Genomic DNA, 25,262 nt, shown 5'->3' on the forward strand with positions numbered 1-25,262 from the left:
CCCGCCGGACGACGCGCGAAAAGTGCATCGCCCACGGCGCATTGATTGGTTGCATGCGCTGCACTCTACTAAATACAGCGAGAATTGCAACCACGGCAGCACTCCAATTATGTTTGAAGACGGAAAAGAACCTCTAGTAGTTGCATGCGTATGTATGCATTTGCAGGTGGCGCTTTTCCCTTGCTGCACGGGCGGCGGCCCGGCGTTCTTGTCGGCGTTGCTGTCAGCGAGCCTCTTCGGGAGTCAGCGTGGTCAGGCCGAGGGCGTGAACGCGCTCCGCCATTTCTTGGGCGAGCAGGCCATAGACCAGCCTCTGGCGCTCCACGCGCGACTTTCCGGCGAAGGCGGCGGAGACGATGGTGACGTGGAAATGCGTCTCGCCCTCCGGGTGGGCGCCGCCATGGCCGGCGTGCCGGCCGGAATCGTCCTGGATGTCGAGCCGCTCGGGGGCCAGCGCGTCGGTCAGCTTCCGACGCATGCGGGTGGCGTATTCCATGGGGGTCCTCATTGGGTTTGGGCGGAGTCGGGTTTGGGATTGAGGTGACGGCGCAGCACCGCTCCCGTCAAGCCGCCAGTGCCGCAGACCGGCCATTTTCCGCAGTTCGGCACCGCCCCCTTGCGTGCGCTTGCCAGAAAGGATGCCTCTTCCCATACTTCGCACATGAGCAAGCCACGCACCCGCTACGACTTCAGCCGCTACGACCAGCCGCGCACCGCCATGCGCGCCTGCGATCATCCGGGCTGTGCGGGCGAGGGCGAGTACCGGGCGCCGAAGAGCCGCCGGCAGCTCAACGACTATTACTGGTTCTGCCTGGACCATGTGCGCGAATACAACCGCGCCTGGGACTATTACGCCGGCATGAAGCCCGAGCAGATCGAGGCCGAGGTCCGCCGCGACACCACGTGGCAGCGGCCCAGTTGGCCGCTCGGCTTCTGGGGGGTGCAGGAGAAGTTCCTGCGCGACCGCGCGATGCACGGCTTCAGCTTCGAGTTCGGGCGCGAGGCCGGCAAGGACCAGTCCGAGGAGAGCAAGCAGCGCCGCCAGGCCGCCCGCAGCGCGGAGGAGGAGGCGCTGGTCGTCCTCGACCTCGCCCCGCCGGTGGATTTCCCGCGCATCAAGGCGCGCTACCGCGAGCTGGTGAAAATCCACCATCCCGACGCCAACGGCGGGGACAAGGCGGCCGAAGAAAAGTTGAAGGAGATCAATCAGGCCTACAACACGCTGAAAGCCTGCTATGGTGCGTAACCCCGACGGTTGGCCGGACCAGATTGGCCGGGCGGCCCCGACAACAGACACGTTGGAACGATAAGAACCTCCCATGCCTTCTCAAGGAGCCACCCAGGCCAGCTCGGCCCTGTTCGATCACGTTCCCGACATCACCCTGTCGGTGCGTCAAGTGTTCGGCATCGACAGCGACATGCAGGTGCCGGCCTTCAGCCAGCGCACGGAGCATGTGCCGGACATCGACGAAGCCTACCGCTTCGACCGCGACACGACGCTCGCGATCCTGGCTGGCTTCGCCTACAACCGTCGCGTCATGGTCCAGGGCTATCACGGGACCGGCAAGTCCACCCACATCGAACAGGTGGCCGCGCGCCTGAACTGGCCCTGCATCCGCATCAACCTGGACAGCCACATCAGCCGCATCGACCTGATGGGCAAGGACGCCATCGTCCTGCGCGACGGCGTCCAGGTGACGGAATACCGCGAAGGCATCCTGCCCTGGGCGCTCCAGCACGCCTGCGCGCTGGTCTTCGACGAGTATGACGCGGGCCGTCCCGACGTGATGTTCGTGATCCAGCGCGTGCTGGAGGTGGAAGGCAAGCTGACCCTGCTCGACCAGAACCGCGTCATCCGCCCGCACCCGGCCTTCCGCCTGTTCGCCACGGCGAACACCGTCGGCCTGGGCGACACCACCGGCCTTTATCACGGCACGCAGCAGATCAACCAGGGCCAGATGGACCGCTGGAACATCGTGGCGACGTTGAACTACCTGCCGGTGGACGCCGAGGTGAAGATCGTCGCCTCCAAGGTGCCGGAATACGACAGCGAGGCCGGCCGCAAGACCGTGGCGTCGATGGTGCGCCTGGCCGACCTGACCCGCGCCGGCTTCATCAACGGCGACATCTCCACCGTGATGAGCCCGCGCACGGTCATCACCTGGGCGCAGAACGCCAACATCTTCAACGACATCGCCTTCGCGTTCCGGATCACCTTCCTGAACAAGTGCGACGAGGTGGAGCGGCCGACCGTCGCCGAATACTACCAGCGCTGCTTCGGCACCGAGCTGCCGGAGACGGGAGTGCAGGCGAACCTGGTGTGACGGGGGGGGCGCGAGCCGAGGGAAAGGCCGGCAATGGGGTACATCGAGGTCGGACCGAACGGGGAATTGGCGTTGCCGCAGGATCTGCGCGAGCAGCTGGGCGTGAAGCCCGGCGACCGCGTCGAGTTGATCCTGCGCGACGACCGCACCGTCTTGGTCAGACCCCGCCCCCACAGTCTGGACGATCTCATCGGCAGCGGGGGCACGTTCACGCGCGCCCTGTCCCAGGAAGAAATGGACGACGCGATCCGCCGGCGCATGGCGGAACGGCACGCCGGACCACAGGACCGGACGTCGTGATCGGATTGGACACCAACGTCCTGCTTCGGCTGGTGGTGGAGGACGATCCGGACCAAGCCGCCAAGGCGCGGACCGCCGTTCGCGCCCTGGTCGCCGATGGTGAGGTTTGCTTCGTCGGCGACATCGTCCTGTGCGAGTTCGTCTGGGTTCTGGAAGGCGTCATGCGCCGGGACCGTGAGACCATCGCGCGCATCCTAGACCTCATCCTCGACAACGCGGACATCCGGGTGGAAAGCGAAACGGCCGCGCGGACCGCATCGGCCCTGCACCGGCAAGGCTTCGACTTTTCCGACGCCCTGCTCGGCCTCCGCAACCGGAACGCCGGCTGCGCCACCGCGCTGACGTTCGACCGCAAGGCAGCCCGGCTGCCGGAATTCCAGATTTTGAGCTGACAGCCCGCCATGACCGACCGTGAAAACCCCGTCGAGGCCTTCAAGCGCTCCACCGCCGCCGCGGTGCGGGCCCTCTCCCGCCGGGCCGACGTGCAGGTGGGCTTCTCCACCGAGCCGCCCGGCGTCGCCGGCCTGCGTGTGCGCATCCCCACCCCGGCGCGCGACCTGAACCCGCACGACGTCGCCACGCTGCGCGGCGCCGCGGACGCCGTGTCGCTGCGGCTGCGCTTCCACGACAACGCCGTCCATCTCCAGCGCATGCCGCTGGGCGACAGCGCCCGCGCCGCCTACGACGCGCTGGAGCAGGCCCGCTGCGAGGCCCTGGGCGCCAGCCACATGCCCGGCGTGGCCGCCAACCTGGAGGCGGCGCTGGACGAGCGCTACCACAAGCAGGGCTTCGAGCGGCTGGAGGAACGCGAGCAGGTCCCCCTGCCCGAGGTGCTGCGCCTGATCGCCCGCGAGGCGATGACCGGCGCCGCCCCGCCCCCCGCCGCCGAGCACGCGGTCAGCCTGTGGCGCGGCTGGATCGAGGAGCGGCTGGGCAAGGATCTCCACGGGCTCGCCGGCCACATGGCCGATCAGGACGCCTACGCCCGGGCCGTACGCAAGCTGCTGACCGAGCTGGACATGGAGGTCGGCAACGACCCCGACGAGCCGCAGGAGCCGGAGGAGGACGAGCGCGACTCCGGCGAGAACGAGAACGAGCCGAACAAGGGCCAGACCCAGGGTGAGGACGACACCCAAAGTCAGGCCGAATCGATGACCTCGCAGGAGACGCAGGAGTCCGACCAGGGCGAGCAGGCCGAGGAGGGCACCGGCGAGGAGGGCGACACCGAGATGGGCCAGGGCGAAGGGGCGGAGGAGCCCGCCGGCCCCGGCCAGCCCTGGCGCCCGGAGACCAGTCGCCGCAACGAGCCCGACCCCAACGCCTACAAGCCCTTCACCACCCGATTCGACGAGGTGGTCGACGCCGCCGAGCTGTGCGACCCGGAGGAGCTGGCCCGGCTGCGCCACATGCTGGACCAGCAGCTCGTCCATCTCCAGGGGGTGATCTCCAAGCTGGCCAACCGGCTGCAGCGCCGCCTCCTGGCCAAGCAGCAGCGGTCGTGGGAGTTCGATCTGGACGACGGCATCCTCGACGCCGCCCGTCTCGCCCGCATCGTCGTCAACCCGGTCCTCCCCCTCTCCTTCAAGAAGGAGAAGGAGATGGATTTCCGCGACACGGTGGTGTCGCTGCTGATCGACAACTCCGGCTCGATGCGCGGGCGGCCGATCTCCATCGCCGCGATGAGCGCCGACATCCTGGCCCGCACGCTGGAGCGCTGCGCGGTGAAGGTGGAGGTGCTGGGCTTCACCACCCGCGCCTGGAAGGGCGGACAGGCGCGCGAGCACTGGATCTCCTCGGGCAAGCCCGCCAACCCCGGCCGCCTGAACGACCTGCGCCACATCATCTACAAGGACGCCGACCAGCCCTGGCGCCGCGCCCGCAAGAATCTCGGCCTGATGCTGCGCGAAGGCATCCTGAAGGAGAACATCGACGGCGAGGCGCTGATGTGGGCGCACAACCGCCTGATCGGGCGGTCCGAACAGCGGCGCATCCTGATGGTGATCTCCGACGGCGCGCCGGTGGACGACTCGACCCTGTCGGTCAACGCCGGCAACTATCTGGAGCGGCATCTGCGGCAGGTGATCGAGTACATCGAGACCCGCTCGCCGGTGGAGTTGGTGGCCATCGGCATCGGGCACGACGTGACCCGCTACTACCGCCGCGCCGTCACCATCGTGGACGCCGAGCAACTGGGCGGCACCATGATGAACAAGCTGGCCGAGCTGTTCGACGAGGACGACCGCCGGGGCCGCAGCGGCTGGCGCTGAGGCCGAAGACAGGACCGGAAACGACAACAGCACAAACGACAACGGCGCGGATCACTCCGCGCCGTTTTTGTTGATGCCGTCCGGTTCGTCCGGTCACTGCAGGCTGCGCTGCATCTCTTCGAAGTTGCGCGAGAAGCCGTTCAGCGGGAAGTCGATGTCGCGCTTGCCGGCGCGCAGGAAGTTCACCCGGACCAGCACCGTGGAGCCGTTGCGGAACTGGTCGACCACGCGGCCCGACACGAAGTTCGGGAACATGCACATGTTGAGCGTGGCGATCTGCGTCTCGATGCGCGGTTGGCGGTCGACGCGGATGGCGCAGTTGTCGATCATGCCCTGGCTGGTCGTCAGGAACAGGTGGTAGTCGTTGCCGGTCGGGATGACGCTCAGCGCCACGAAGCCGACCTCCTTGCCGTCGTCGAACAGCCGGTAGTTCATCAGCCGGCAGACCTTGGTGTCGGTCATCCGGTCGATCTCGCACCGGCTGGTCCAGGCGCCCTCCGGGCCGTACTCGGCGGCGGATTTGGAGAAATCGACGGCGGAGGCCGGCGTGACGGCCAGCGCGGACAGCAGCGCCGCACCAAAAGCGAAGAGACCTGTCCAACGCATCCTGACGCTCCCCATCTGTCGTCCCGTTCGGCCGCTCGAACTCCCGCCCGGCGGCGGGTATCGCGAACGGATTATAGGCATACCCCAAAGACGAACAAGCCTTTACACCTTTGGTTGGCGTCTTAGTCCGCGATGATCGTTCCGCTCCGCATCCTTTTTGAATATTGAGAATGGTTATCGTTCACGCTTGACACCCCGGCCCCCGAATGGTCAAGTCGGCGCATGAGAACGCTTCGCAATTGCGGGCGTGAACCGACAAGAATTCGGGAGTCACGAGGATGCACATCGGATCGCGCGGCGTGTTTGCCGCCACCTTCGCCGCCACGCTGCTGACCATGACGGGTCTCGCCAGCGCCGCCGAGGTGAACATCTACTCCGCGCGCCATTACGATGTGGACAAGGACCTCTACGACGCCTTCACCAAGAAGACCGGCATCAAGATCAACGTCATCGAGGGCAAGGAAGAGGAGTTGATCGAGCGGATGAAGACCGAAGGCGGCAACAGCCCCGCCGACGTGTTCATCACCGTCGACGCCGGCCGCCTGTGGCGCGCCCAGGAGGCCGGTCTGCTCCAGCCGACCCGCTCCAAGGTCATGGAGGAGGCCATTCCGGCCCACCTGCGCGAGCCGGAAGGCCATTGGTTCGGCATTTCCAAGCGCGCCCGCATCCTGGTCTACAACAAGGCCTCGGTGAAGCCGGACGAGATCAAGACCTACGAGGAGCTGGCCGACCCGAAGTGGAAGGACCGCGTCCTCGTCCGCTCCTCGACCAGCGTCTACAACCAGTCGCTCGTCGGCTCGCTGCTCGCCGCCCACGGCGAGAAGGCGACCGAGGAGTGGGCCAAGGGCGTCGTCGCCAACATGGCGCGCAAGCCGCAGGGCGGCGACACCGACCAGATCAAGGGCGTGGCCGCCAACGAAGGCGACGTGGCCGTGACCAACACCTACTACTTCGCCCGCATCGCCTCCTCCTCCAAGCCGGAGGACAAGGCCATCGCGGAGAAGCTGGGCGTGATCTTCCCCAACCAGGGCGACCGCGGCACCCACGTGAACGTCTCCGGCGCCGGCGTCATGAAGAACGCGCCGAACAAGGAGCAGGCCGTCCAGTTCCTGGAGTATCTGGTCAGCCCCGAGGCCCAGAAGATGTTCACGGAAAAGAACTACGAGTACCCGATCGTCGCCGGGGCCGAGACCGCGCCGGTGCTGGTGACCTGGGGCAAGTTCAAGGAAGACCCGCTGAACGCCGCCGTCTACGGCAAGAACAACGCCGAGGCTCTGAAGATCATGGATCGCGCCGGCTGGAAGTAAGCCACCGTCCGGCGTAGCGAAGGGGCGCGTCCCAGCGGTGGAGACGCGCCCTTTTTGTTTGTGGATTTAGAACTTGCCCTCTTCGTAGTCGCGGTAGGCCTGCATCACCTCCTCGCGGCTGTTCATGACGAAGGGGCCGCCCCAGGCCACCGGCTCGCCGAGCGGCCGGCCGGAGAGCAGCAGGAAGCGCGCCCCGGACGGGCCGGCGGTGATCTCCGCCCGGTCGCCCTCGCCCAGCACCAGCACCCGCGGCCCGCCCAGCCGGACGGAGCTGCCGGGCGCCACCACCGATCCCTCGAAGACCACCAGCGCAGCCGCGTGACCGGCGGGCACCGGCTCGGAGAAGGCAGCACCCGCCGGCAGGGTGACGTCGAAGTAGCGGGCCTCCGTCGGGCCGCTGCGCACCGGGCCGGCGGTGCCGTTGCCGGTGGTGCCGGCGATCACCGTCACCGTGGTCCCGCCCTCGCGCGTCTCGACCGGGATGCGATCGGCGGCGAACTCCTGGTAGGCGGGCTCCGACATCTTCAGCCGCGCCGGCAGGTTGATCCAGAGCTGGAAGCCCTTCATCAACCCTTCGGTCTGCTCCGGCATCTCGGAATGGATCACGCCGCGCCCGGCGGTCATCCATTGCACGCCGCCGGTCTCGATCACGCCCTCATGGCCGTGGTTGTCCCAGTGGCGCATGCGGCCGGCCAGCATGTAAGTGACCGTCTCGAAACCGCGGTGCGGGTGGTCGGGGAAGCCGGCCAGATAGTCCTGCGGCGTGTCGGACCCGAAGTAGTCCAGCATCAGGAAGGGGTCGAGCATGCGCAGGCGCGGCGTGCCGACCATGCGGGTCATGCGCACGCCGGCCCCGTCGGACGCTTCCATGCCTTCGACGGCGGTCAGGACGGGGCGGACGGTTTCGGCGGTCATCGGACGCTCTCCTCAAGCAACATTGCTGAGAGAGAGGTATTCTTTCCAGGGCACCGGATAAAGCCCCACCGCCGCTCAACACTGTTGCGGCGGGGACAACAGCCTCACTCGTCCGTCTGGCCGGGGCGGGAGCGGCTGATCGACAGGCTGAGCAGGATCACCGGCACGATGCCCACCGCGACGATGGCCAGCGCCCCCGTGGCGGCCTCGGTCAGCCGCTCGTCGGAGGCCAGCGTGTAGACGCGCACGGCCAGCGTGTCGAAGTTGAAGGGCCGCACGATCATCGTCGCCGGCAGCTCCTTCATCACGTCGACGAAGACCAGCAGGCCGGCGGTCAGCAGGCTGCCCCACATGATCGGCGCGTGCACCCGGATCAGCGTCCGCCCCGCCGTGTGGCCGAGCACGCGCGAGGCGAAGTCCATCGTCGGGCGGATCTTGCCCAGGCTGGCCTCGATCGTGTTGAAGGACACCGCCAGGAAGCGCACCAGATAGGCGAACAGCACCGCCGCGATGGTGCCGCTCAGCAGCAGGCCGGTGGACACGCCGAAGGTCTGGCGCATGAAGGCGTCGACGGCGTTGTCGAGATGGGCGAAGGGAATCAGCACGCCAACCGCGATCACCGAGCCGGGAATGGCGTAGCCCATGGCGGCGACGCGCACCGCGCCCTTCAGCAGCGGCGTCGGGCGCAGCCGCTGCCCGTAGGCCAGCACCAGCGCCAGCGACACCGCCAGCACCGCGGCCAGCGCCGCCAGCGTGAAGCTGTTGCGGGCCAGCGTCAGGAACACCGGCCCAAAGGCCTGGTCCCCGGCGGTGACCGCCATGCGCACCAGCAATCCGGCGGGCAGCAGGAAGCCGAGCAGCAGCGGCAGCCCGCAGGCCGTCATGGCGGCGGCGGCGCGCCAGCCGGTCAGCTGGTGCTTGGGCAGGCGGCGGTAGCGGGTGGTGGTGTGGTGGTAACGGGCCTGACGGCGCGACCAGCGCTCCATCAGCACCAGCACCAGAACGAACATCATCAGCACGGCGGCCAACTGCGCCGCCGCCACCGGCTGCCCCATGGCGAACCATGTCCGGTAGATGCCGGTGACGAAGGTGTTCACGGCGAAATACTGCACGGTGCCGAAATCGGCCAGCACCTCCATCAGCACCAGCGCCAGACCGGCGACGATGCTGGGACGGGCCAGCGGCAGCGCCACCGTGAAGAAGCTGCGCCACGGTCCGCGGCCGAGCGTACGGCTGACCTCCAGCACGCAGACGGACTGCTCCAGGAAGGCGGCGCGCGACAGCAGATAGACGTACGGGTACAGCACCAGCGTCATCATCAACGCGGCGCCTTCGAGCGTACGGATGTCGGGAAACCAGTAATCCCGCCGCGACCAGTGGAAAAGCTCGCGCAGCGCGGTCTGCACCGGGCCGACGAACTGGAGCAGGTCGGTGTAGACGTACGCCATGACGTAGGCCGGCACCGCCATCGGCAGCAGCAGCGCCCACTCCAGCGTACGGCTGCCGGGGAACCGGCACATGGTGACCAGCCAGGCGGTGCCCACCCCGATCACCAGCGTGCCCACCCCCACCCCGAAGACGAGGCGCACGGTGTTCAGCAGATACTCCGCCAGCACCGTGTCGACCAGATGCTGCCACACCCCATCCGTCGGCACGAAGACGCGGCTGATCACCGCCAGCACCGGCAGGGTGACCAGCGCCGCGATCACCAGCGTCGCCAGCGTCCAACCGCTGAAACCGATGCGTTGCCACAGGGAGGAATGGAAGCCGGCGGCCTGAACCGGGCCGCCCGGTGTCGGGGCGGGGGTTTGAAAGGTGTCCGTCGTCAAGGCCGGTTACGCCCATAGGGATGTGTCGAACGGGAGCCCTATGGTCTCACACTGTGCGAATAACTCGCAATGACAACATGCCGCATCCCCTTCCCCCGGCGGTATGACAGGGATGCGGCCGCCGTTTGCGGTTACTTGGTGCCGAACATGCGGTCGCCCGCGTCGCCCAGGCCGGGGACGATGTAGGCGTTCTCGTCGAGATGGCTGTCGAGCGAGGCGGTGAAGACCTTCACCCGCGGGTGGGCGGCGGCGAAGACGCGCATGCCCTCGGGCGCCGCGACCAGCGCCATGAAGCGGATGTTCTCGTCGTCCACACCGTGGCGGTTGAGCACGTCGCAGGCGTGGACCGCGGAGTTGCCGGTCGCCAGCATCGGGTCCACCACGATGAACAGGCGGCCCTCCGCCTCCGGCAGCTTCACCAGATACTCGTGCGGCATCTTGGTGTCGTGGTCGCGGTAGAGGCCGATGTGCCCCTCGCGCGCCGACGGCACCAGCTCGTGCAGGCCCTGGGCCATGCCGAGGCCGGCGCGCAGCACCGGCACGATGGCCAGCTTCTTGCCGGCGATGACCGGCGCGTCCATGGGCTGGAGCGGCGTGTCGATCCGCTCGGTCGTCAGGGGCAGGTCGCGGGTGATCTCATAGCCCATCAGCAGCGAAATCTCGCGCAGCAGTGTGCGGAAGCCGCCGGTGGAGCGTTCCTTGGCCCGCATCAGCGTCAGCTTGTGCTGGATCAGCGGGTGGTCGAGGATGAACAGATTGGGAAATTCGGTGTGGGTGCGCATGGATCTCGTGCCGCGGCCTGTCTGGACCCCGATCCTAACCCGGCGGACCCGCTTCGGCCAAGCCGCCCTTAAGCGATCCCGCCGGATGCACCGCCCGGGAGATGAAAATCAGCGGCGGTCGGGAAGCGCCGCCCGTCCCGCCGCAACCTCCGGCTGGTCAACCCCGTAGCGGACCACGCGGTTGCGGCCGCTGTTCTTCGCCTGATAGAGGGCACGATCGGCGCAGACCACCATGTCTTCCACCGGCAGATCCTCCCCGGCCTCGACCAGCCCGAAGGAGGCGGTGACCGCGATCCGCCGCCCGTCGGGCAGCGTCACCGGTGTGCGCGCCAGCTCGCCGCGCAGCCGCTCGATGACCCGGAAGCCCTCGGCGAGGCCGGTTTCCTTCAGGCAGATCAGGAACTCCTCCCCGCCCATGCGGAAGGCCTCGTCGAAGCTGCGGATGCCCCGGCTGATGGCGGCGGCGGTGGCGGCCAGGACGCGGTCGCCGATGTCGTGGCCGTAGGTGTCGTTGATGCCCTTGAAGCGGTCGATGTCGCAGATGGCGACGCAGAAGGCCGGGCCGTTCCGGCGGAAGCGGTTGTGCTCGCGCTCCAGCGCCTCCTGCATGCCGCGGCGGGTGCGCAGGCCGGTCAGTGGGTCCAGCCCGCTCGCCGCAGCCCCGAAGGCGCGCTCGACCCGGCGCAGATGCAGGACGAACTCCTCGAAGCGGGCGATCACCCCCTCATAGTCGGCCTCGCTGGGGCTCTCGCCGCCGGCCGCCTTCAGCAGAAGCAGCTTGGCTTTGCGGTGCATCTGCTCATGCAGGGTGACCAGCTTCTCCACGGCGGGCTGGTGGGCCAGATCGTCGGCGTTGACCGCCACGCACCACGCCGCGAAGGAGGCCGGCGCCGACACCCGCTCGCCCCCCTGCCCGCCGCGGAAGAAGACCGCGCGGTGCCATTGCCCGATCCATCGCAAATGCTCGTCGAGGACGAGGCCGAGGCTGTCGGATGGCGAGCGTGTGTCGGACGAGTTGGTCATCGGGCTTGCACGCCTTCCCTTCGGACACATCCACCGGTCGCGGCCGGCGGATGCCAACAGTATCGCACGAAGTCATAACCCGGGTCCGCAACCCGGTCGTGCGATTAAGTTGTGCTCATCCGCCAAAAGGGAAAGCCCCGCGACACCATCAAATTTTATTCAAATGCCGCGACGCGACGCGGTGTCACAGCCCGGCCACGCTGTCCAGGAAGCGGCGGATCAGCTCCGGGTCCTTGTGGCCGGGACGATCCTCCACGCCCGACGACACGTCGAGCGCCGTGGCGCCGGTCGTCCGCACAGCCTCCGCCGCGTTCTCCGGCTTCAGCCCGCCGGACAGCATCCAGGGCTTCGGCCAGCTCCGCCCGGCGAGCAGCGTCCAGTCGAAGGCGATGCCGTTGCCGCCCGGCAGGGCCGACACCTTGGCCGGCGGCTTGGCGTCGAACAGCAACCGGTCGGCGACCTCGGCGGCCTCCAGCGCGGCGGCCAGATCCTCCGGCCCGCCGACCTTGATCGCCTTCATCACCGGGATGTTGAAGGCCGCCTTCACCTCGGCGATGCGGCGCGGCGTCTCCTTGCCGTGGAGCTGGATCAGGTCGAAGGGAACCTGGCTGACCACATGCTCAAGGAAATCGTTCTCCGGATCGACGAACAGCCCGACCGTGCGCACGCCCGTGGGGACCAGCCGCGCCAGCTCCGCCGCCATGGAGGGTGCGATGGAGCGCGGGCTCGGCGGGTAGAAGACGAAGCCGACGTAGCGCGCCCCGCCGGCCACGGCGGCGTGCAGCGACAGGGGCTCGGTGAGGCCGCAGATCTTGACGCTGACGGGCATAGGGACGAGTCCTTACAGTTCCGAAACGATGCGGCGGGCGGCGGCTTCCGGATTGGCGTCACCGGTGATCGGGCGCCCGATGACCAGATGGTCCGCCCCGGCGGCCAGCGCCTCGGCGGGGGTCATGACGCGCTTCTGGTCGTTGGCGGCGGCCCAGGCGGGGCGGATGCCCGGCACCATCAGGATGAAGTCCGGCCCGCAGGCCTCGCGGATCAGCGCCACCTCGGCGGGGGAGCAGACGACGCCATCCACCCCCGACTCCTTGGCGAGCAGCGCCAGCCGCTTCACCTGATCGGCCACCGGGACGCTCTGCCCGACGGCCTGGAGATCGGCGGCGTCCATGCTGGTCAGCACGGTGACGGCGAGGATCTTCGGACGGTCCGCACCCGCGCTGGCCGCGGCTTCCGCCGCCGCGCGCATCATCGCCGGGCCGCCGGAGGTGTGTATGGTCAGGAAGGCGGGCTTCAGCGGCAGCGCCGCCCGGATGCCGCCCGCCACCGTGTTGGGGATGTCGTGCAGCTTGAGGTCGAGGAACAGCGGCGGGCCATCCTCGCCGATCACCGAACGAATGCCCGCCGGGCCATGGGCGATGAAGAACTCCAGCCCCAGCTTGATCCCGCCGACCACCCCTGCGATCCGCCGGCCGAGGTCGCGGGCGGTGTCGAGGTCGGTCGTGTCGACGGCGCAGAAAATGCGCGAGGCGGGCGCGATGCTGGGCGTGCTCATGGAAAAACGGCTCTCCGGACCCTGGAAGGTGGTGATGGCGCGCAGCCTAACAAGGGCCGGCGCCAATCACCAGACTTCCGGGGCCGGAGAGGGGAAGTTGCGCCCGATGCCCTCTCCCGCCCCGGGAGAGGGAGGGACCCAAGCGCCAGCGTGGGAGGGTGAGGGTGCTGCCAAAGGATCAGCGCTGCATCCTCGTCCGTACCCTCACCCGCCCGCTTCCGCGGGCACCCTCTCCCGGGACGGGAGAGGGATTGAACGCGTCAGTCGCGGTTCACGTCGACGCGCCCGGTCGGAGTCGCCGCTGGAGTCGCGATCGGCGTGGCGGCCGGAGCGCCCGCCGCCGGGTTGGCGCCCTGCGTGTTGACGCCCTGTGTATTGACGTCGCGCAGCGAGGCGGCCGCGGCGCGGCGGCGCTCCTCGGCGGCCTGATCGCTGTCGTAATCGGCGGTGGCGGCGTCATAGCCGCTCCAGCCGGCCTCGCGGTAGCCCTGCGCCCGGCCGGGGATGTCCACCGAGCCGTGGCGCTGCATGACGGCCAGCGCAGAGTCGCACATCGCCTCTTCGACCCGGCCGACCAGCAGCACACCGCCGCGGCGCACGCCCTCCGCAAAGACCTCCGCGTCCTCCTGCGTCACGCCGACGCCGGTCAGCATGGAGACGCGGCGGTCGCGGGCGTCGAAATTCGGGTCCTCCCCAAAGTCGGCGGCGTGGCGCCAGCTTTCCAACCGGTTCTCGGTGGCCAGACTGGCCGAGGAGCCCAGCTTCGCGCTGTCGGCGCCCATCATGGTGAAGTCCTGCCGCAGATTGGCGGCTTCGAGTTCGCTCAGCGCGCGTTCGGCGCCGGACAGATCGTCATACAGCGCGACAATGGTCTTCTTGTTCATGAACCCGCTCCTGTGCTGGTCCGATCCGGACGCGGTCCGGACTCAGAGGAAGAAATAGAGGAGGGCGAGGACCACCAGCACGACCAGCGCGATGACCCACCAGTTCATGGAGCCGGCCGCACCGCCCGTCGCCGTCCGGTTGCCGTCCGTGTCATAGACACCCACTTTGCGAGGTTCGTCGGCCATGGATGCTTCACTCCCTGTCGGTAAGGCTTCAGCCAACACAGGCTGATTGCCCTCTCAACAGGGGTTGAGCCGCACCGTTCCGCCGGTTCCGGGAGGGCGCTCAGCGCCCGGCGGCCCCGTCCGGCAGTTCGGACGCCCGCGCCGGATCGGCTATGGCGTCCGCCAGCGCCTCGCCCAGCGCCGGGGCGAACTTGAAGCCGTGGCCGGAGCAGGCGCTCATCAGCCAGCAGCGGGCGGACAGCGGCTCGACCACGAAGCGTTCGTCGTCGGTCACCGTGTAGAAGCAGGTCGCCGCGTTGGCGAGGCTGTAGCGGTGGCCGTCCGCCAGCACCCGGCGGGCGCGGTCCAGCACGTCGCGCGCCTCGTCCGGATCGGGATCGCGCTCGGTGTCCGGATCGCCGACGCGCGAGAAGCGGTGGTCGCCCGCCTTCATCGTCGTGCCGGCCACCGGGGGAACGACGTAGACTCCGCTCTCGCCATCCGCGTCGATCAGCATCGGCGCCGTCGCCCAGACGCCGCGCAGCCCCTCCGGCGGCATCAGATAGGCCACGACCTGCCGCGACGGGGTCAGGCGCGCCGCCGTTTCCGGCAGCAGCTTCGTCACCCAGGCCCCGGCGGCGACCACCAGCGCGTCGGCGCCGATGGTCCGGCGGTCGGCCAGAGTCACCATGGCGCGCTCCGCATCGATGGCCGTCACGGGGGCACGCGCGTGGACCGTCACCCCCAGCGCGTTCAGATGGTGGCTGAGCAGCTCCACGATGCGCCCGGCGAGCAGCACGCCGCCCGACTCCAGATGCAGCCCCTCCGCCACCGCGTTGGCGTCGACCAGCGGGAACTCCGCGGCGATCTGCGCCGGGGTCAGGCGGCGGAAGGGGTGGCCCAGCGACTCCAGCACCGCGACGCTGTCGGCCAGCCAGCGCCGCCCGTCCTCCGCCGAGGCGGTGCAGAGCGTGCCGCTTGGGACGAGCAGCCGTTCGCCCAGATCGGTCCACAACCGTTCCCAGGCCTGGAAGGCGGTGTCGGCCATGCGGGCGTAGCCGGCGCTGGCGCCGTAGGCGTGGCGGAACAGCCGGTGCTGGTCCACGGAGCTGCCGAAGGGGTTGGGCACCTGGCCTTGGTCGAAGACCGCGACCTCGTGCCCGGCGCGGGCCAGCGCCCAGGCCGTGCACAGCCCCATGATGCCGGCGCCGACGACGGTGATGCGGAGAGTCATGATGGAAAAACGCCTCAGCGGATCGTGTCGTTGTGGATCACCATCTCCACCGCCAGCTGGGCGGCGCAGAGGTCTTCCAGCGCGGTGCCGACCGACTTGAACAGGGTGATCTGGTCGTAGAAGCGGCGGCCGGCGCGCTGGCCGCGGGTCAGGTCGTAGAGGTCGCCGGCGATGTCGGCGTCGGTCAGGATGCCGGCCTTCATCGGCTGCACGATGTCGCCGGCTTCCTTGCAGGCCCCCTCGCGGGTGTCCACGAAGACGCGGGAACGGCGGATGCAGTCGTCGTCCGCCTCGCGCATCTCCGGGGTGAAGCCGCCGACAAGGTCGAGATGGGCACCCGGCTGAAGCCACTCGCCACGGATCAGCGGTTCCTTCGCCAGCGTGGCGCAGGAGATCACCTGGGCGCCGCGCACCGCCCCTTCCAGGTCGGCCGTGGCCTCGATGCGGAATTTCGGGCGGTGGAAGCGGCTGGCCACCTTCTTCGCCTTCTCCAGGCTGCGGCCCCAGACCAGCACATGCTTGATCGGCAGGACAGTGGCGAAGGCCTCGATCAGTTCGGGCGCCAGCGCCCCGGTGCCGACCATCAGCAACCGTTCCGAGTCGGGCCGCGCGAGGTAGGAGGCGGCGAGCGCGGAGGCCGCCGCGGTGCGCCGCTTGGTGAGCGCGGTGCCGTCCAGAACCGCCTGGGGCATCCCCGTCTTGCCGTCCATCAGCAGGTAGAGGCCCTGCACCGCCGGCAGGTCCTTCGCCCCGTTGTCGGGGAAGACGGTGACCACCTTGACGCCGATGGACTGGTTGACCTGCCACGCCGGCATCAGCAGCAGCGTGCCGTCGCTCTGGCCGTAGGTTTCCACCGTGTGGTGGTGCCGCATCGGCACCTCGACCCCGGCGCGGAAGGTCTGCCGCATGCGCTCGATCAGCATGCGGAAGTGCAGGACGGACTTCAGCTCGGCTCCGGTGACGGTGCGCATCGGCGGCTCCCTCCACAGGTCCGGCAAAGCGGAACCCCCCTCCCGCCCCCCAGCCGGACGGGAGGCCGAAGGGGTTACCGGCGGGCGGTCAGTGGACCGTGGTCGCCGGCAGGGCGGCGCCAGACCCGGTCACCGCGGGCAGGCCGGCGGTGCCGGACACCGGACGGTTCATCTCGGCCAGACGCTTCTCGGCGGCGGCGGCGCGGGCCTGCGTCTCCTTCAGCTCGCGCTCCAGGTAGGAGACGCGGTCCGAAGAGCGGCGGGCGCGGCGGCGGTAGCGGCGCTGGGCGTTCCAGGCGACGACGCCGCCGGCCAGGAAGCCGATCACCAGAGCCACCAGCGTGGCGAGGTAGACCGGGACCTCCAGCGTGAAGGGCAGCGGCCAGAGCGACAGCGTGACCAAGCCACGGTTGGAGATGGCGAACAGCACCGCGGCCAGCGCGATGGGAACGGCGATGATGAGGGCGATGAAACGCACGGGTGTTGTCCTCGTATCCATGATCGGGGGCCGGGGCAGCGCCGGGTCCGGGCCGATGACTCAGCGACGGTCTGTCAATGAACGGACATCATTCGTCGGTGTTCAAGCGCTCGCGCAACTGTTTTCCGGTCTTGAAGAAGGGGATCGCCTTCTCACCGACCTCCACCGCCTCGCCGGTGCGCGGGTTCCGACCCGTGCGCGCGTCGCGGCGCTTGACCGAAAAGGCGCCGAATCCGCGCAGCTCCACCCGGTCGCCGCGGGCGAGCGCTTCGGAGATCTCGTCGAAGATGGTGCCGACGATCTTTTCGATGTCGCGCTGGTACAGATGCGGATTGCGCTCCGCGAGCCGTTGAATCAGCTCTGATTTGGTCATGGCGATTCCGTTTCCCCCGGTTCGAGCGCCCTTGGACCGCGCTCCTTGACCTGCGCGCAAGCGTGCCACCGGGTCCGGTGACCGTCAAGCTAAGCCTTTCTGGTGGAACCCTTTTCCCGGCAACGCTCCGGCTTGCCCGACGGCCGCCGGGGAAAAGGCCCGAAATTTGATTAATCCGTCTTACGGATTGCCTTTGAACGCACCATTTCCGATGAGTTGGTTGGCACGGTCGCCATCGCCGGACTCGGTTGCCGGACTCGGTTGGAGGTTCGTCATGACACACACTCACCACACCGGCCATCACACCGGCCCCGCCGACCCGCTGGCCGGCCTGCCCTACGCGGACCGCGTCCGCACGGTCACCACCGCCCAGGCGCTGGGCTGGCTGCGGGCGGGCTGGGCGGACCTGCGGGCGTCGGGCTGGGTCAGCCTCGCCTACGGCGCCCTGTTCGTCGCCATCGGATTCGCGCTGACCGGCGGGCTGGTCCTGGCCGGGATGGCCTATCTGATCGCGCCGATGATCGGCGCCTTCCTGCTGATCGCCCCGCTCCTGGCGCTCGGCCTCTACCGGATTTCCAAGGACGTCGAGGAGGGGCGGCGGCCCAGCCTGTGGCGGGCGCTGACCGCGTGGCGGGCCAACCCCTACCACATCCTGACCGCCGGCCTGATCCTGATGCTCTATGTGATGATCTGGGCGCGGATGAACGTGGTGGCCTTCGCCCTGTTCTTCCCGCACGAGGCCATCGCGCTCGATCATTTCGTGGCGCAGATGTTCAGCCTGGACGGACTGGTCTTCACCGTCTTCATCACGGCGCTGGGCTTCGCCTTCGCCGCCTTCGCCTTCATCACCAACGTCACCGCCCTGCCGATGATGATGGACCGCCCGGTGGATGTCTTCGCCGCGGCGCTGGCCTCGGCGATGGCGGTGCTGCGCAACCCGCGGGTCATGGCGCTGTGGGCCGGGCTGATCGTGCTGGTGACCGGCGCCGGGCTGCTGACCGGCTTTCTGGGCCTGATCGTCGCCCTGCCCCTGGTCGGGCACGCGAGCTGGCACGCCTACCGCGACCTCATCAAGGAGGATGAGGAGGGGTGAGAGCGGTTTGAAAAAGGAAAAAGCCGCCGCGGGGTGACCGCGGCGGCTTTTTCTTTGGCGTAGGTATGGGAGACGGGCCCCCTCCCCGACCCTCCCCCGCTGACGCAGGGGAGGGAGATGGGAAGGACCTTACTCCTCGCCGGTCTGCTGCTTGCGCTTCAGAGCCGCACCCAGGATGTCGCCCAGCGAGGCGCCCGAGTCGGACGAACCGTACTCGGCCATCGCCTGCTTCTCCTCCTCCATCTCGCGGGCCTTGATGGACAGCGAGATGCGGCGGGAGCCGCGGTCGATCTGGGTGACCTTCGCGTCGACCTTCTCGCCGACGGCGAAGCGGTCCGGACGCTGCTCCGAACGGTCGCGGGACAGGTCCGACTTGCGGATGAAGCCGGTGTAGCCCTCGCCGACCGTGACCTCGATGCCACCGTCGGTGACCTGGGTGACGGTGCAGGTGACGACCTCGTTCTTCTTCAGGCCGGCCGTGGCAGCCTCGAACGGATCGTTCGCAAGCTGCTTGATGCCGAGGGAGATGCGCTCCTTCTCGACGTCGACGTCCAGGACCTTGACCTTGACGCGGTCGCCCTTCTTGTACTCGGCGATGGCCTCCTCACCCGACTTGTTCCAGTCGAGGTCGGACATGTGGACCATGCCGTCGATGTCGCCCGGCAGACCGACGAACAGACCGAACTCGGTGATGTTCTTGACCTCGCCTTCCAGCTCCGTGCCCGGGCCGAACTTGTCGAGGAAGGTCTCCCACGGGTTGTCCAGGCACTGCTTGAGGCCCAGGCTGATGCGGCGCTTCTGCGGATCGACGTCCAGGACCATGACCTCGACTTCCTGAGACGTCGACACGATCTTGCCCGGATGGACGTTCTTCTTCGTCCAGGACATCTCCGAAACGTGCACCAGGCCCTCGATCCCCGGCTCCAGCTCCACGAAGGCGCCGTAGTCGGTGATGTTGGTGACGCGACCCTTGAACCGCGAGCTGACCGGGTACTTGGCTTCCACGCCTTCCCACGGATCGGCTTCCAGCTGCTTCATGCCGAGGCTGATGCGCTGGGTCTCCGGGTTGAAGCGGATGACCTGGACCGTGACGGTCTGGCCGATCTGCAGGGCCTCGGACGGGTGGTTGATGCGGCGCCACGCGATGTCGGTGACGTGCAGCAGGCCGTCGACACCACCCAGATCCACGAACGCGCCGTAGTCGGTGATGTTCTTGACCACACCCTGCAGAACCTGGCCTTCCTTGAGGTTGGCCACCAACTCCGAACGGGCCTCGGCGCGGCTCTCTTCGAGAACGGCGCGACGCGACACGACGATGTTGCCGCGCGAGCGGTCCATCTTCAGGATCTGGAACGGCTGCGGGGTGCCCAGCAGCGGGGAGATGTCGCGGACCGGACGGATGTCCACCTGCGAACCCGGCAGGAACGCCACGGCGCCCGACAGGTCGACGGTGAAGCCGCCCTTGACGCGGCCGAAGATGACGCCGGTGACGCGGGTCTGGTCCTGGAAGGACTTCTCCAGCAGCGCCCAGGCCTCTTCACGCTTGGCCTTCTCACGCGACAGAACGGCTTCGCCGTTCTTGTCTTCCATGCGCTCCAGATACACCTCGACGGTGTCGCCCGCCTTCAGCTCGGGCGGCTGGCCGGCAACGGCGAATTCCTTCAGCGCGACGCGGCCTTCCGACTTCAGGCCGACGTCGATGGTGACCATGTCGTTCTCGACAGAGACGACGCGGCCCTTGACGACCGAGCCTTCGAGGGACTCGGCCGTGCCGAGCGACTCCTCAAGCAGAGCCGCAAAGCTTTCCTTCTCGCCGGTCCGGGCCATAGCTTGTGCCATTGAAACTCCTAAGGTTGGCCGAAAGCGATCCCGCCATGGTCCGTCCCGCGGCAAAACGGGCCGGCCCCCGATGGGACCACCGCGCCGGGCACCACGCCCGGCGACTTGGTTGACATATGTTCCGTTGGAGGGCCGAAGCGCCCGGACCCTGATGCTCAGACCTTGGGGCCGAAACCGGTTTTCGTTCCGATAAAGGCGGTCGCCGCTGCGAACGCCTGGTCGGCGTCGAGGGCGGAGGTATCAAGCACAAAAGCGTCGGCAGCCGGCAGGAGCGGTGCTACCGTCCTCTGGCTGTCGCGCGCGTCACGGGCCTTCATGTCCTCCAGGACGTCGGACGGTATAGCCGGAATCCCGCGTTCCCGCAACTCCTTGAGTCGCCGTTCGGCCCGCACCTCCACCGAAGCGGTAACGAACAGCTTGGCATCGGCGTTCGGGCATACGACCGTTCCGACATCCCGCCCGTCCAGCACCGCCCCCGGCGCGCCGCCGGGCGGGGTCGCGGCGAACGTCCGCTGGAATTCGAGCAGGGCGGCCCGCACCGCCGGCACCGCGGCGACCTTGGAAGCCGCCTGCGCCGCGTCGTCGTTGCGCAGGGCCGGGTCGTTCAGGATGCCGTCGTCCGGCCGCAGCGCGCGGGCGGCCTGGGCCGCGGCCTCCGCGTCCGCCGGGTCGCCGCCGGCGCGCAGGACGCTGACGCCGACCGCGCGGTAGAGCGCCCCGGTGTCGAGATGCGCGAAGCCGTAGGCCTGGGCAACCCGCTTGGACAGCGTGCCCTTGCCCGCGGCGGCGGGGCCGTCGATGGCGATGACCAGACCCATCGCCCTCACGCCCCCGCGATCTTGGCGCCGACGCCGTTCATCAGGGCGACGAAGCCGGGGAAGCTGGTGTCGATGAAGGCGCCGTCGTCCACCTGCACCGGCTCGGATGTGGCCATGCCCAGCACCAGGAAGCTCATGGCGATGCGGTGGTCCATGGCGGTGGCGACGGTGGCGCCGCCCTGCGGCGGCTTGCCGGTGCCGTAGACGGTCAGGCTGTCGTCGGCCCCGACCTCGACCTTCACGCCGCACTTGGTCAGCCCGTCGGCGACCATGGCGAGGCGGTCGCTCTCCTTCACGCGCAGTTCCTTCAGGCCGAGCATGACGGTGGTGCCCTCCGCACAGGCCGCGGCGGCGGCGAGGATCGGATACTCGTCGATCATGCTGGGGGCGCGGTCCGCCGGGACGACGATGCCCTTGAGCGGGCCGTGCTTCACCCGCAGGTCGGCCACCGGCTCGCCCGCCTCGTCGCGGCGGTTCTCGAAGGCGATGTTCGCGCCCATCTCGACCAGCGTGTCGTAGAGGCCGGTGCGGCGCGGATTCATGCCGACGCCGGGGAGCAGCAGCTCCGAGCCGGGGCGCAGCAGCGCCGCGACCGCCGGGAAGGCGGCGGAGCTGGGGTCGGCGGGTACGACGATCTCGCGCCCGGTCAGCTCCGGCTGGCCGACGACGGACACGGCGAGCGCGCCGTCCTCCATCCGCTCGGTCGTCACGGTGGCGCCGAAATGGCGCAGCATCAGCTCGGTGTGGTCGCGGGTCGGCTCCGCCTCGATCACGGTGGTGGTGCCGGCGGTGTTCAGGCCGCAGAGGATGACCGCCGACTTCACCTGGGCGGAGGCCACCGGCAGGCGGTAGGTGATCGGCACGGTGCGGTCGCTGCCGACCACGGCCAGCGGCAGCCGTCCGCCGGAGCGTCCGACGAAGCGCGCGCCCATCTGCTCCAGCGGGCCGGTCACGCGGGCCATCGGGCGCTTGTTCAGCGAGGCGTCGCCGGTGAAGACACAGGTGATCGGATGCGACGCGACGAGGCCCATCAGCAGGCGCGCCGCCGTGCCGCTGTTGCCCATGTCGAGCACCTGCGCCGGCTCGCCCAGACCGCCCAGACCGACGCCGCGCACGCGCCACACGCCGTCCCCGCCGCGCTCCGCCTGGGCGCCGAGCAGACGCATGGCGGCGGCGGTGTTCAGCACGTCCTCCCCTTCCAGCAGGCCGTGGATGACGGTCTCGCCCACAGCAACGGCGCCCAGCATCAGCGACCGGTGCGAAATCGACTTGTCGCCCGGCACGCGGATGGTGCCGGCCAGCGCGCCGGTGGAGGATGAGCGAAGCGGCTTCGCCTGCAGCATGGGAGGGCTCCCCAGACAAGAATGTGACCAGGGCGGAGTACCTAGCACAGCGGGCAGGGCGATGCGAGCGATGCGCGGCTCACGCGATCAGTCGCCGACCGCCACCCCCTCGCGCCGGGTGTCGGCGCCGCCGGACAGCCCCGGACCGGTCACCACGATCGCCTGGGTGCCGGAGGTCAGCTCCATCGCCTTGACCGTGTGCCCCCGCGCCTCCAGCGCCGCGATCCAGCCCTCCGCCTCGGTGCCCTGCTCCAGCTCGGTCGGGCCGTTGCGGCTGCCGAAGTTGGGGGCGTCCACCGCCGCCTGCGGGTCGAGGTTCCAGTCGAGCAGCGCGACCAGCGTCTTGCCCACGTAATTGATGATGTTGCTGCCGCCCGGCGACCCCACCGAGGCCACCAGGACTCCGTCGCGGAAGACCAGGGTCGGCGCCATCGAGCTGCGCGGGCGCTTGCCCGGCTCCACACGGTTGGCGACCGGCTTGCCGTCCTCCGTCGGGGTGAAGGCGAAGTCGGTCAGCTCGTTGTTCAACAGGAAGCCGCGCACCATCAGACGGGAGCCGAAGCCGTCCTCGATGGTGGTGGTCATGGCGACGGCGTTGCCCGCCCCGTCCACCACGGAGATGTGGCTGGTGCCATGCTCCTCGGCCTCGGCGAAGCCCCAGGCGCGGCCTTCCCGGAAGGGCGGCTCGCCCGCCTGCGCCTTGCCCATCGACCGCTCGCCGACCAGGGCGGCGCGGCTCGCCAGATAGCCGCGGTCGAGCAGCCCCTTCACCGGCACCGACACGAAATCGGGGTCGGCCAGGTAGAGCCCGCGGTCGGCGAAGGCGAGTCGCCCGGCCTCCGACAGCCAATGCGCCGCCAGCGCCGGATCGCCGCGGGTGGCGGCCATGTCGCGGCCCTCCAGGACGGCCAGCATCTGCAACACCGCGACCCCACCGGAGCTGGGCGGCCCCATGCCGCACAGGGTGTAGACACGGTAGGAACCGCAGACCGGTTCCCGTTCCTTGACCCGGTAGGCCTTCAGGTCGGCCTCGGTCATGTCGCCGGGGTTGGTGGGATGGCCGGTCACCGCCTTGACGAGGTCGGCGGCGATCGGGCCCTCGTAGAAGGCGGCGGAGCCTTTCTCAGCGATGGCGCGCAGGGTCGCCGCAAACTCGGGGTTCTTCAGCACATGGCCGACCGGCCAGGGCGTGCCGTCCGGCTGGTAGAAATAGGCGCGGGCCGCCGGGTTGGCCGGCAGGTGCTTCTCCATCGCCAGCTGGCCATTCAGCCGCGGGCTGACCGTGAAGCCGTTCTCGGCCAGCGCGATGGCGCGCTCGAACAGGCGGGGCCAGGGCAGTTTGCCGTGCGTGCGGTGGGCGTGCTCCAGCAGCATCACCGTGCCCGGCACCCCGACGGACCGCCCGCCGACCACAGCGTCGTAGAAGGGCATCGGCTTGCCGTCGGCCCTCAGGAAACGCTCCGGAGTCGCCGCGGCCGGCGCCGTCTCGCGCCCGTCGAGGGAAGTCACCGCCTTCGTTGCGGCGTCGTAATGGACCAGGAAGGCGCCGCCCCCGACGCCGGAGCTTTGCGGCTCCACCAGATTGAGGACGAGTTGCACGGCGATCGCCGCGTCCACCGTGCTGCCGCCTGCGCGCAGGATCTCCCGCCCGGCCTCCGCCGCCAGCGGATTCGCGGCGGCCACCATATGGCGCGTGGCGGTGTCGACGCTGCGGCTGCCGCGCCCGGTCGCGCGCTCCGGCGCCACGTCGCCCGCAGCGGAAGGAGTCGTGGAAGGCGACGTGGACGGCGCCGTCTGGGCTAGGGCCTCCAGCGGCAGCGCCGCCAGCAGGCCGGCGGACAGCAACGCCCGCCAGCGGCGGAACAGCAGGATCGGCATCGGCTTCCTCCCCCATTATCATGGTATCCTTGTCGGCGGCCCGGAGGACCACCGCAGGGTGAAGTTTGGCACCGGCCGCCGGCCCCGCCAGTTTGCCAACGACATTCAGCGAACTTTTTTTTGACAAGCGCCCGCTGGCGTGGCAAAGGGCGCGGCTTGCAATTCCCGAATTGGGCATTCCCTAGGAACGTGACGGAGGACGAGGCGTGGCCAAACCCGAATGGGGCGTCAAGCGCATCTGCCCGAGCTGTGGCGCGCGCTATTACGATCTGCGCAAGGACCCGCCGGTGTGCCCGAGCTGCGGAGCGCAGTTCGATCCCGAGGCGTTGCTGAAGTCCCGCAAGGCGCGCCCGGCGCCGGTTGACGATGTCAAGAAGGCCCCGGTGGTCTCCTCGGAGGACGAGGATACCGAGACCGAGACTGAGGACGAAGAGTCGACGGAACTCGACGAGGTTGAGGACGATGTGTCCGTCGACGACATCGAGGAAACCGACGAGACGCCTGAGGACGAGGACGATGTCCTGATCGAGGACACCTCGGAACTGGGCGAGGACGACATGGACGAGGTCGTCGACGTCGAAGGCGAGGACGAGGAGGAGCGCTGATCCGCGCTCCCCTAGGAAGACGGGTGCGGCGGGGCGGAAAAAAGGTGGGCGGGGCTGAATTTTTCTCTTGCATCAGACCCCCGTCCTGACCAATATCCCGCTCCACCGAGGCAGGCCGCAAGGCTCGCCGCCCAGAGTTTCGGGGCCATAGCTCAGCTGGGAGAGCGCTACAATGGCATTGTAGAGGTCAGGAGTTCGATCCTCCTTGGCTCCACCAAACACCTGAAGGGCCTGCGCATCACCGCGCGGGCCCTTCGGCGTTTCAGGTTCTTTTTCTTCCCGTTCTTTCCAGCACCACCGTCTTGACAGGCGTCAAGGAAGGCTCTTTGGTCGGGCGGCACCGTCGGCTTCCGCCGATTCCCCTTCCCTCCCGCTTCGGACACGCCATGGCCGACATCCTGATCGCCAACACCCTGACGGGCGAGACCACCCTGGGCGCACTGAACGCCGTCGATCCGGACGCCGTGGGCCGGCTGGCGCAGATCCACCCGGTCTTCAACCCCGGCGTCGGCGTGCCGGACAGCGCCAGCCTGGGCGATCTCGCCAAGGCCACCGGCATCCCGCTGGACGTGCTGCTGGCCACGGCGCGCGGCGCCATCCATGTCACCGCCCCGGCCGGCGGCTGCGGCTGCGGAAGCGGCGGCTGCGGCACCCCCAAGCACTGAACGCTTTC

At 68.9% G+C, this 25,262-nt stretch carries 27 protein-coding genes and 1 tRNA gene; 10 read left to right on the top strand and 18 right to left on the bottom strand.

Annotated features, from left to right (window positions below; translation table 11 throughout):
* Positions 1-223 precede the first annotated feature (223 nt).
* Positions 224-496: a BolA family protein gene (locus tag Sp245p_RS14015; protein ID WP_014239259.1), complete on the bottom strand. Its 273-nt coding sequence runs from the start codon at positions 494-496 to the stop codon at positions 224-226.
* A gap of 165 nt (positions 497-661) precedes the next feature.
* On the opposite strand from Sp245p_RS14015, the gene Sp245p_RS14020 reads away from it, so the two are divergent.
* From Sp245p_RS14020 to cobT, 5 genes are all read left to right on the top strand, one after another.
* The gene (locus tag Sp245p_RS14020) at positions 662-1,246 is read left to right on the top strand and encodes a J domain-containing protein (RefSeq protein WP_014239257.1); all 585 of its coding nucleotides are present in this window, start codon (positions 662-664) and stop codon (positions 1,244-1,246) included.
* 73 nt (positions 1,247-1,319) lie between these two features.
* A complete protein-coding gene (cobS, locus tag Sp245p_RS14025; protein WP_014239256.1) occupies positions 1,320-2,324 on the top strand; it encodes a cobaltochelatase subunit CobS in 1,005 nt (334 codons plus the stop codon).
* A gap of 33 nt (positions 2,325-2,357) precedes the next feature.
* Complete coding sequence (locus Sp245p_RS34920) at positions 2,358-2,624, top strand: AbrB/MazE/SpoVT family DNA-binding domain-containing protein (protein ID WP_014239255.1); 267 nt, start codon at positions 2,358-2,360, stop codon at positions 2,622-2,624.
* Positions 2,621-3,016 (top strand): type II toxin-antitoxin system VapC family toxin, encoded by a 396-nt coding sequence (locus Sp245p_RS34925; protein ID WP_014239254.1) that lies wholly within the window; start codon positions 2,621-2,623, stop codon positions 3,014-3,016. The genes Sp245p_RS34920 and Sp245p_RS34925 overlap by 4 nt, the downstream gene beginning before the upstream one ends.
* 9 nt (positions 3,017-3,025) lie before the next feature.
* Positions 3,026-4,891, top strand: a complete 1,866-nt coding sequence (cobT, locus tag Sp245p_RS14035; protein ID WP_109138557.1) for a cobaltochelatase subunit CobT — start codon at positions 3,026-3,028, stop codon at positions 4,889-4,891.
* A gap of 93 nt (positions 4,892-4,984) precedes the next feature.
* Here cobT and Sp245p_RS14040 read toward each other — a convergent pair whose 3' ends face one another.
* A complete protein-coding gene (locus Sp245p_RS14040; protein WP_014239253.1) occupies positions 4,985-5,497 on the bottom strand; it encodes an invasion associated locus B family protein in 513 nt (170 codons plus the stop codon).
* 278 nt (positions 5,498-5,775) lie between these two features.
* On the opposite strand from Sp245p_RS14040, the gene Sp245p_RS14045 reads away from it, so the two are divergent.
* Entirely contained in the window at positions 5,776-6,804 is a 1,029-nt protein-coding gene (locus Sp245p_RS14045) for a Fe(3+) ABC transporter substrate-binding protein (RefSeq protein WP_014239252.1), read from the top strand.
* Between the two features lie 66 nt (positions 6,805-6,870).
* On the opposite strand, the gene Sp245p_RS14050 is transcribed toward Sp245p_RS14045, so the two are convergent.
* The 12 genes from Sp245p_RS14050 to ihfB form a co-directional block, all read right to left on the bottom strand.
* Positions 6,871-7,719: a pirin family protein gene (locus Sp245p_RS14050; protein ID WP_014239251.1), complete on the bottom strand. Its 849-nt coding sequence runs from the start codon at positions 7,717-7,719 to the stop codon at positions 6,871-6,873.
* Positions 7,720-7,823: 104 nt separating this feature from the next.
* Entirely contained in the window at positions 7,824-9,548 is a 1,725-nt protein-coding gene (locus tag Sp245p_RS14055) for an ABC transporter permease (protein WP_014239250.1), read from the bottom strand.
* A 131-nt stretch (positions 9,549-9,679) separates the two neighbouring features.
* The gene (gene upp / locus Sp245p_RS14060) at positions 9,680-10,330 is read right to left on the bottom strand and encodes a uracil phosphoribosyltransferase (protein WP_014239248.1); all 651 of its coding nucleotides are present in this window, start codon (positions 10,328-10,330) and stop codon (positions 9,680-9,682) included.
* A 108-nt stretch (positions 10,331-10,438) separates the two neighbouring features.
* On the bottom strand, positions 10,439-11,353 hold the full coding sequence (locus Sp245p_RS14065) for a diguanylate cyclase (RefSeq protein ID WP_014239247.1): 915 nt from the start codon (positions 11,351-11,353) through the stop codon (positions 10,439-10,441).
* A 184-nt stretch (positions 11,354-11,537) separates the two neighbouring features.
* Entirely contained in the window at positions 11,538-12,182 is a 645-nt protein-coding gene (locus tag Sp245p_RS14070) for a phosphoribosylanthranilate isomerase (RefSeq protein WP_109138558.1), read from the bottom strand.
* A 12-nt stretch (positions 12,183-12,194) separates the two neighbouring features.
* On the bottom strand, positions 12,195-12,908 hold the full coding sequence (pyrF, locus tag Sp245p_RS14075; protein WP_014239245.1) for an orotidine-5'-phosphate decarboxylase: 714 nt from the start codon (positions 12,906-12,908) through the stop codon (positions 12,195-12,197).
* A gap of 260 nt (positions 12,909-13,168) precedes the next feature.
* Positions 13,169-13,792, bottom strand: a complete 624-nt coding sequence (locus tag Sp245p_RS14080) for a hypothetical protein (protein ID WP_014239244.1) — start codon at positions 13,790-13,792, stop codon at positions 13,169-13,171.
* A 42-nt stretch (positions 13,793-13,834) separates the two neighbouring features.
* A complete protein-coding gene (locus tag Sp245p_RS34930; RefSeq protein WP_014239243.1) occupies positions 13,835-13,978 on the bottom strand; it encodes a hypothetical protein in 144 nt (47 codons plus the stop codon).
* A 100-nt stretch (positions 13,979-14,078) separates the two neighbouring features.
* The gene (locus Sp245p_RS14085) at positions 14,079-15,191 is read right to left on the bottom strand and encodes an NAD(P)/FAD-dependent oxidoreductase (RefSeq protein ID WP_014239242.1); all 1,113 of its coding nucleotides are present in this window, start codon (positions 15,189-15,191) and stop codon (positions 14,079-14,081) included.
* 14 nt (positions 15,192-15,205) lie between these two features.
* On the bottom strand, positions 15,206-16,162 hold the full coding sequence (gene lhpI, locus Sp245p_RS14090) for a bifunctional Delta(1)-pyrroline-2-carboxylate/Delta(1)-piperideine-2-carboxylate reductase (RefSeq protein ID WP_014239241.1): 957 nt from the start codon (positions 16,160-16,162) through the stop codon (positions 15,206-15,208).
* Between the two features lie 88 nt (positions 16,163-16,250).
* Positions 16,251-16,640 (bottom strand): lipopolysaccharide assembly protein LapA domain-containing protein, encoded by a 390-nt coding sequence (locus Sp245p_RS14095; RefSeq protein WP_014239240.1) that lies wholly within the window; start codon positions 16,638-16,640, stop codon positions 16,251-16,253.
* 88 nt (positions 16,641-16,728) lie between these two features.
* The gene (gene ihfB, locus Sp245p_RS14100; RefSeq protein ID WP_014239239.1) at positions 16,729-17,013 is read right to left on the bottom strand and encodes an integration host factor subunit beta; all 285 of its coding nucleotides are present in this window, start codon (positions 17,011-17,013) and stop codon (positions 16,729-16,731) included.
* Positions 17,014-17,287: 274 nt separating this feature from the next.
* On the opposite strand from ihfB, the gene Sp245p_RS14105 reads away from it, so the two are divergent.
* On the top strand, positions 17,288-18,106 hold the full coding sequence (locus Sp245p_RS14105) for a DUF2189 domain-containing protein (protein ID WP_014239238.1): 819 nt from the start codon (positions 17,288-17,290) through the stop codon (positions 18,104-18,106).
* A gap of 129 nt (positions 18,107-18,235) precedes the next feature.
* Here the strand turns inward: Sp245p_RS14105 and rpsA are convergent, their stop codons facing one another.
* The 4 genes from rpsA to ggt all read right to left on the bottom strand — a co-directional run bounded on the left by rpsA (position 18,236) and on the right by ggt (position 23,984).
* Entirely contained in the window at positions 18,236-19,945 is a 1,710-nt protein-coding gene (rpsA, locus tag Sp245p_RS14110; RefSeq protein WP_041810874.1) for a 30S ribosomal protein S1, read from the bottom strand.
* Positions 19,946-20,100: 155 nt separating this feature from the next.
* Complete coding sequence (gene cmk, locus Sp245p_RS14115) at positions 20,101-20,763, bottom strand: (d)CMP kinase (RefSeq protein ID WP_014239236.1); 663 nt, start codon at positions 20,761-20,763, stop codon at positions 20,101-20,103.
* Positions 20,764-20,768: 5 nt separating this feature from the next.
* Complete coding sequence (gene aroA, locus Sp245p_RS14120) at positions 20,769-22,106, bottom strand: 3-phosphoshikimate 1-carboxyvinyltransferase (RefSeq protein WP_014239235.1); 1,338 nt, start codon at positions 22,104-22,106, stop codon at positions 20,769-20,771.
* Between the two features lie 87 nt (positions 22,107-22,193).
* On the bottom strand, positions 22,194-23,984 hold the full coding sequence (gene ggt / locus Sp245p_RS14125; RefSeq protein ID WP_014239234.1) for a gamma-glutamyltransferase: 1,791 nt from the start codon (positions 23,982-23,984) through the stop codon (positions 22,194-22,196).
* Positions 23,985-24,190: 206 nt separating this feature from the next.
* Here ggt and Sp245p_RS14130 point away from each other — a divergent pair, with 206 nt between their 5' ends.
* From Sp245p_RS14130 to Sp245p_RS14140, 3 genes are all read left to right on the top strand, one after another.
* A complete protein-coding gene (locus Sp245p_RS14130; RefSeq protein WP_014239233.1) occupies positions 24,191-24,589 on the top strand; it encodes a TIGR02300 family protein in 399 nt (132 codons plus the stop codon).
* 141 nt (positions 24,590-24,730) lie between these two features.
* Positions 24,731-24,806 (top strand) — tRNA-Ala (locus tag Sp245p_RS14135).
* A 169-nt stretch (positions 24,807-24,975) separates the two neighbouring features.
* Positions 24,976-25,254: a hypothetical protein gene (locus Sp245p_RS14140; protein WP_014239232.1), complete on the top strand. Its 279-nt coding sequence runs from the start codon at positions 24,976-24,978 to the stop codon at positions 25,252-25,254.
* Positions 25,255-25,262: the final 8 nt, after the last annotated feature.

The sequence above is a fragment of the Azospirillum baldaniorum genome, assembly GCF_003119195.2.
GTDB lineage: Bacteria > Pseudomonadota > Alphaproteobacteria > Azospirillales > Azospirillaceae > Azospirillum > Azospirillum baldaniorum.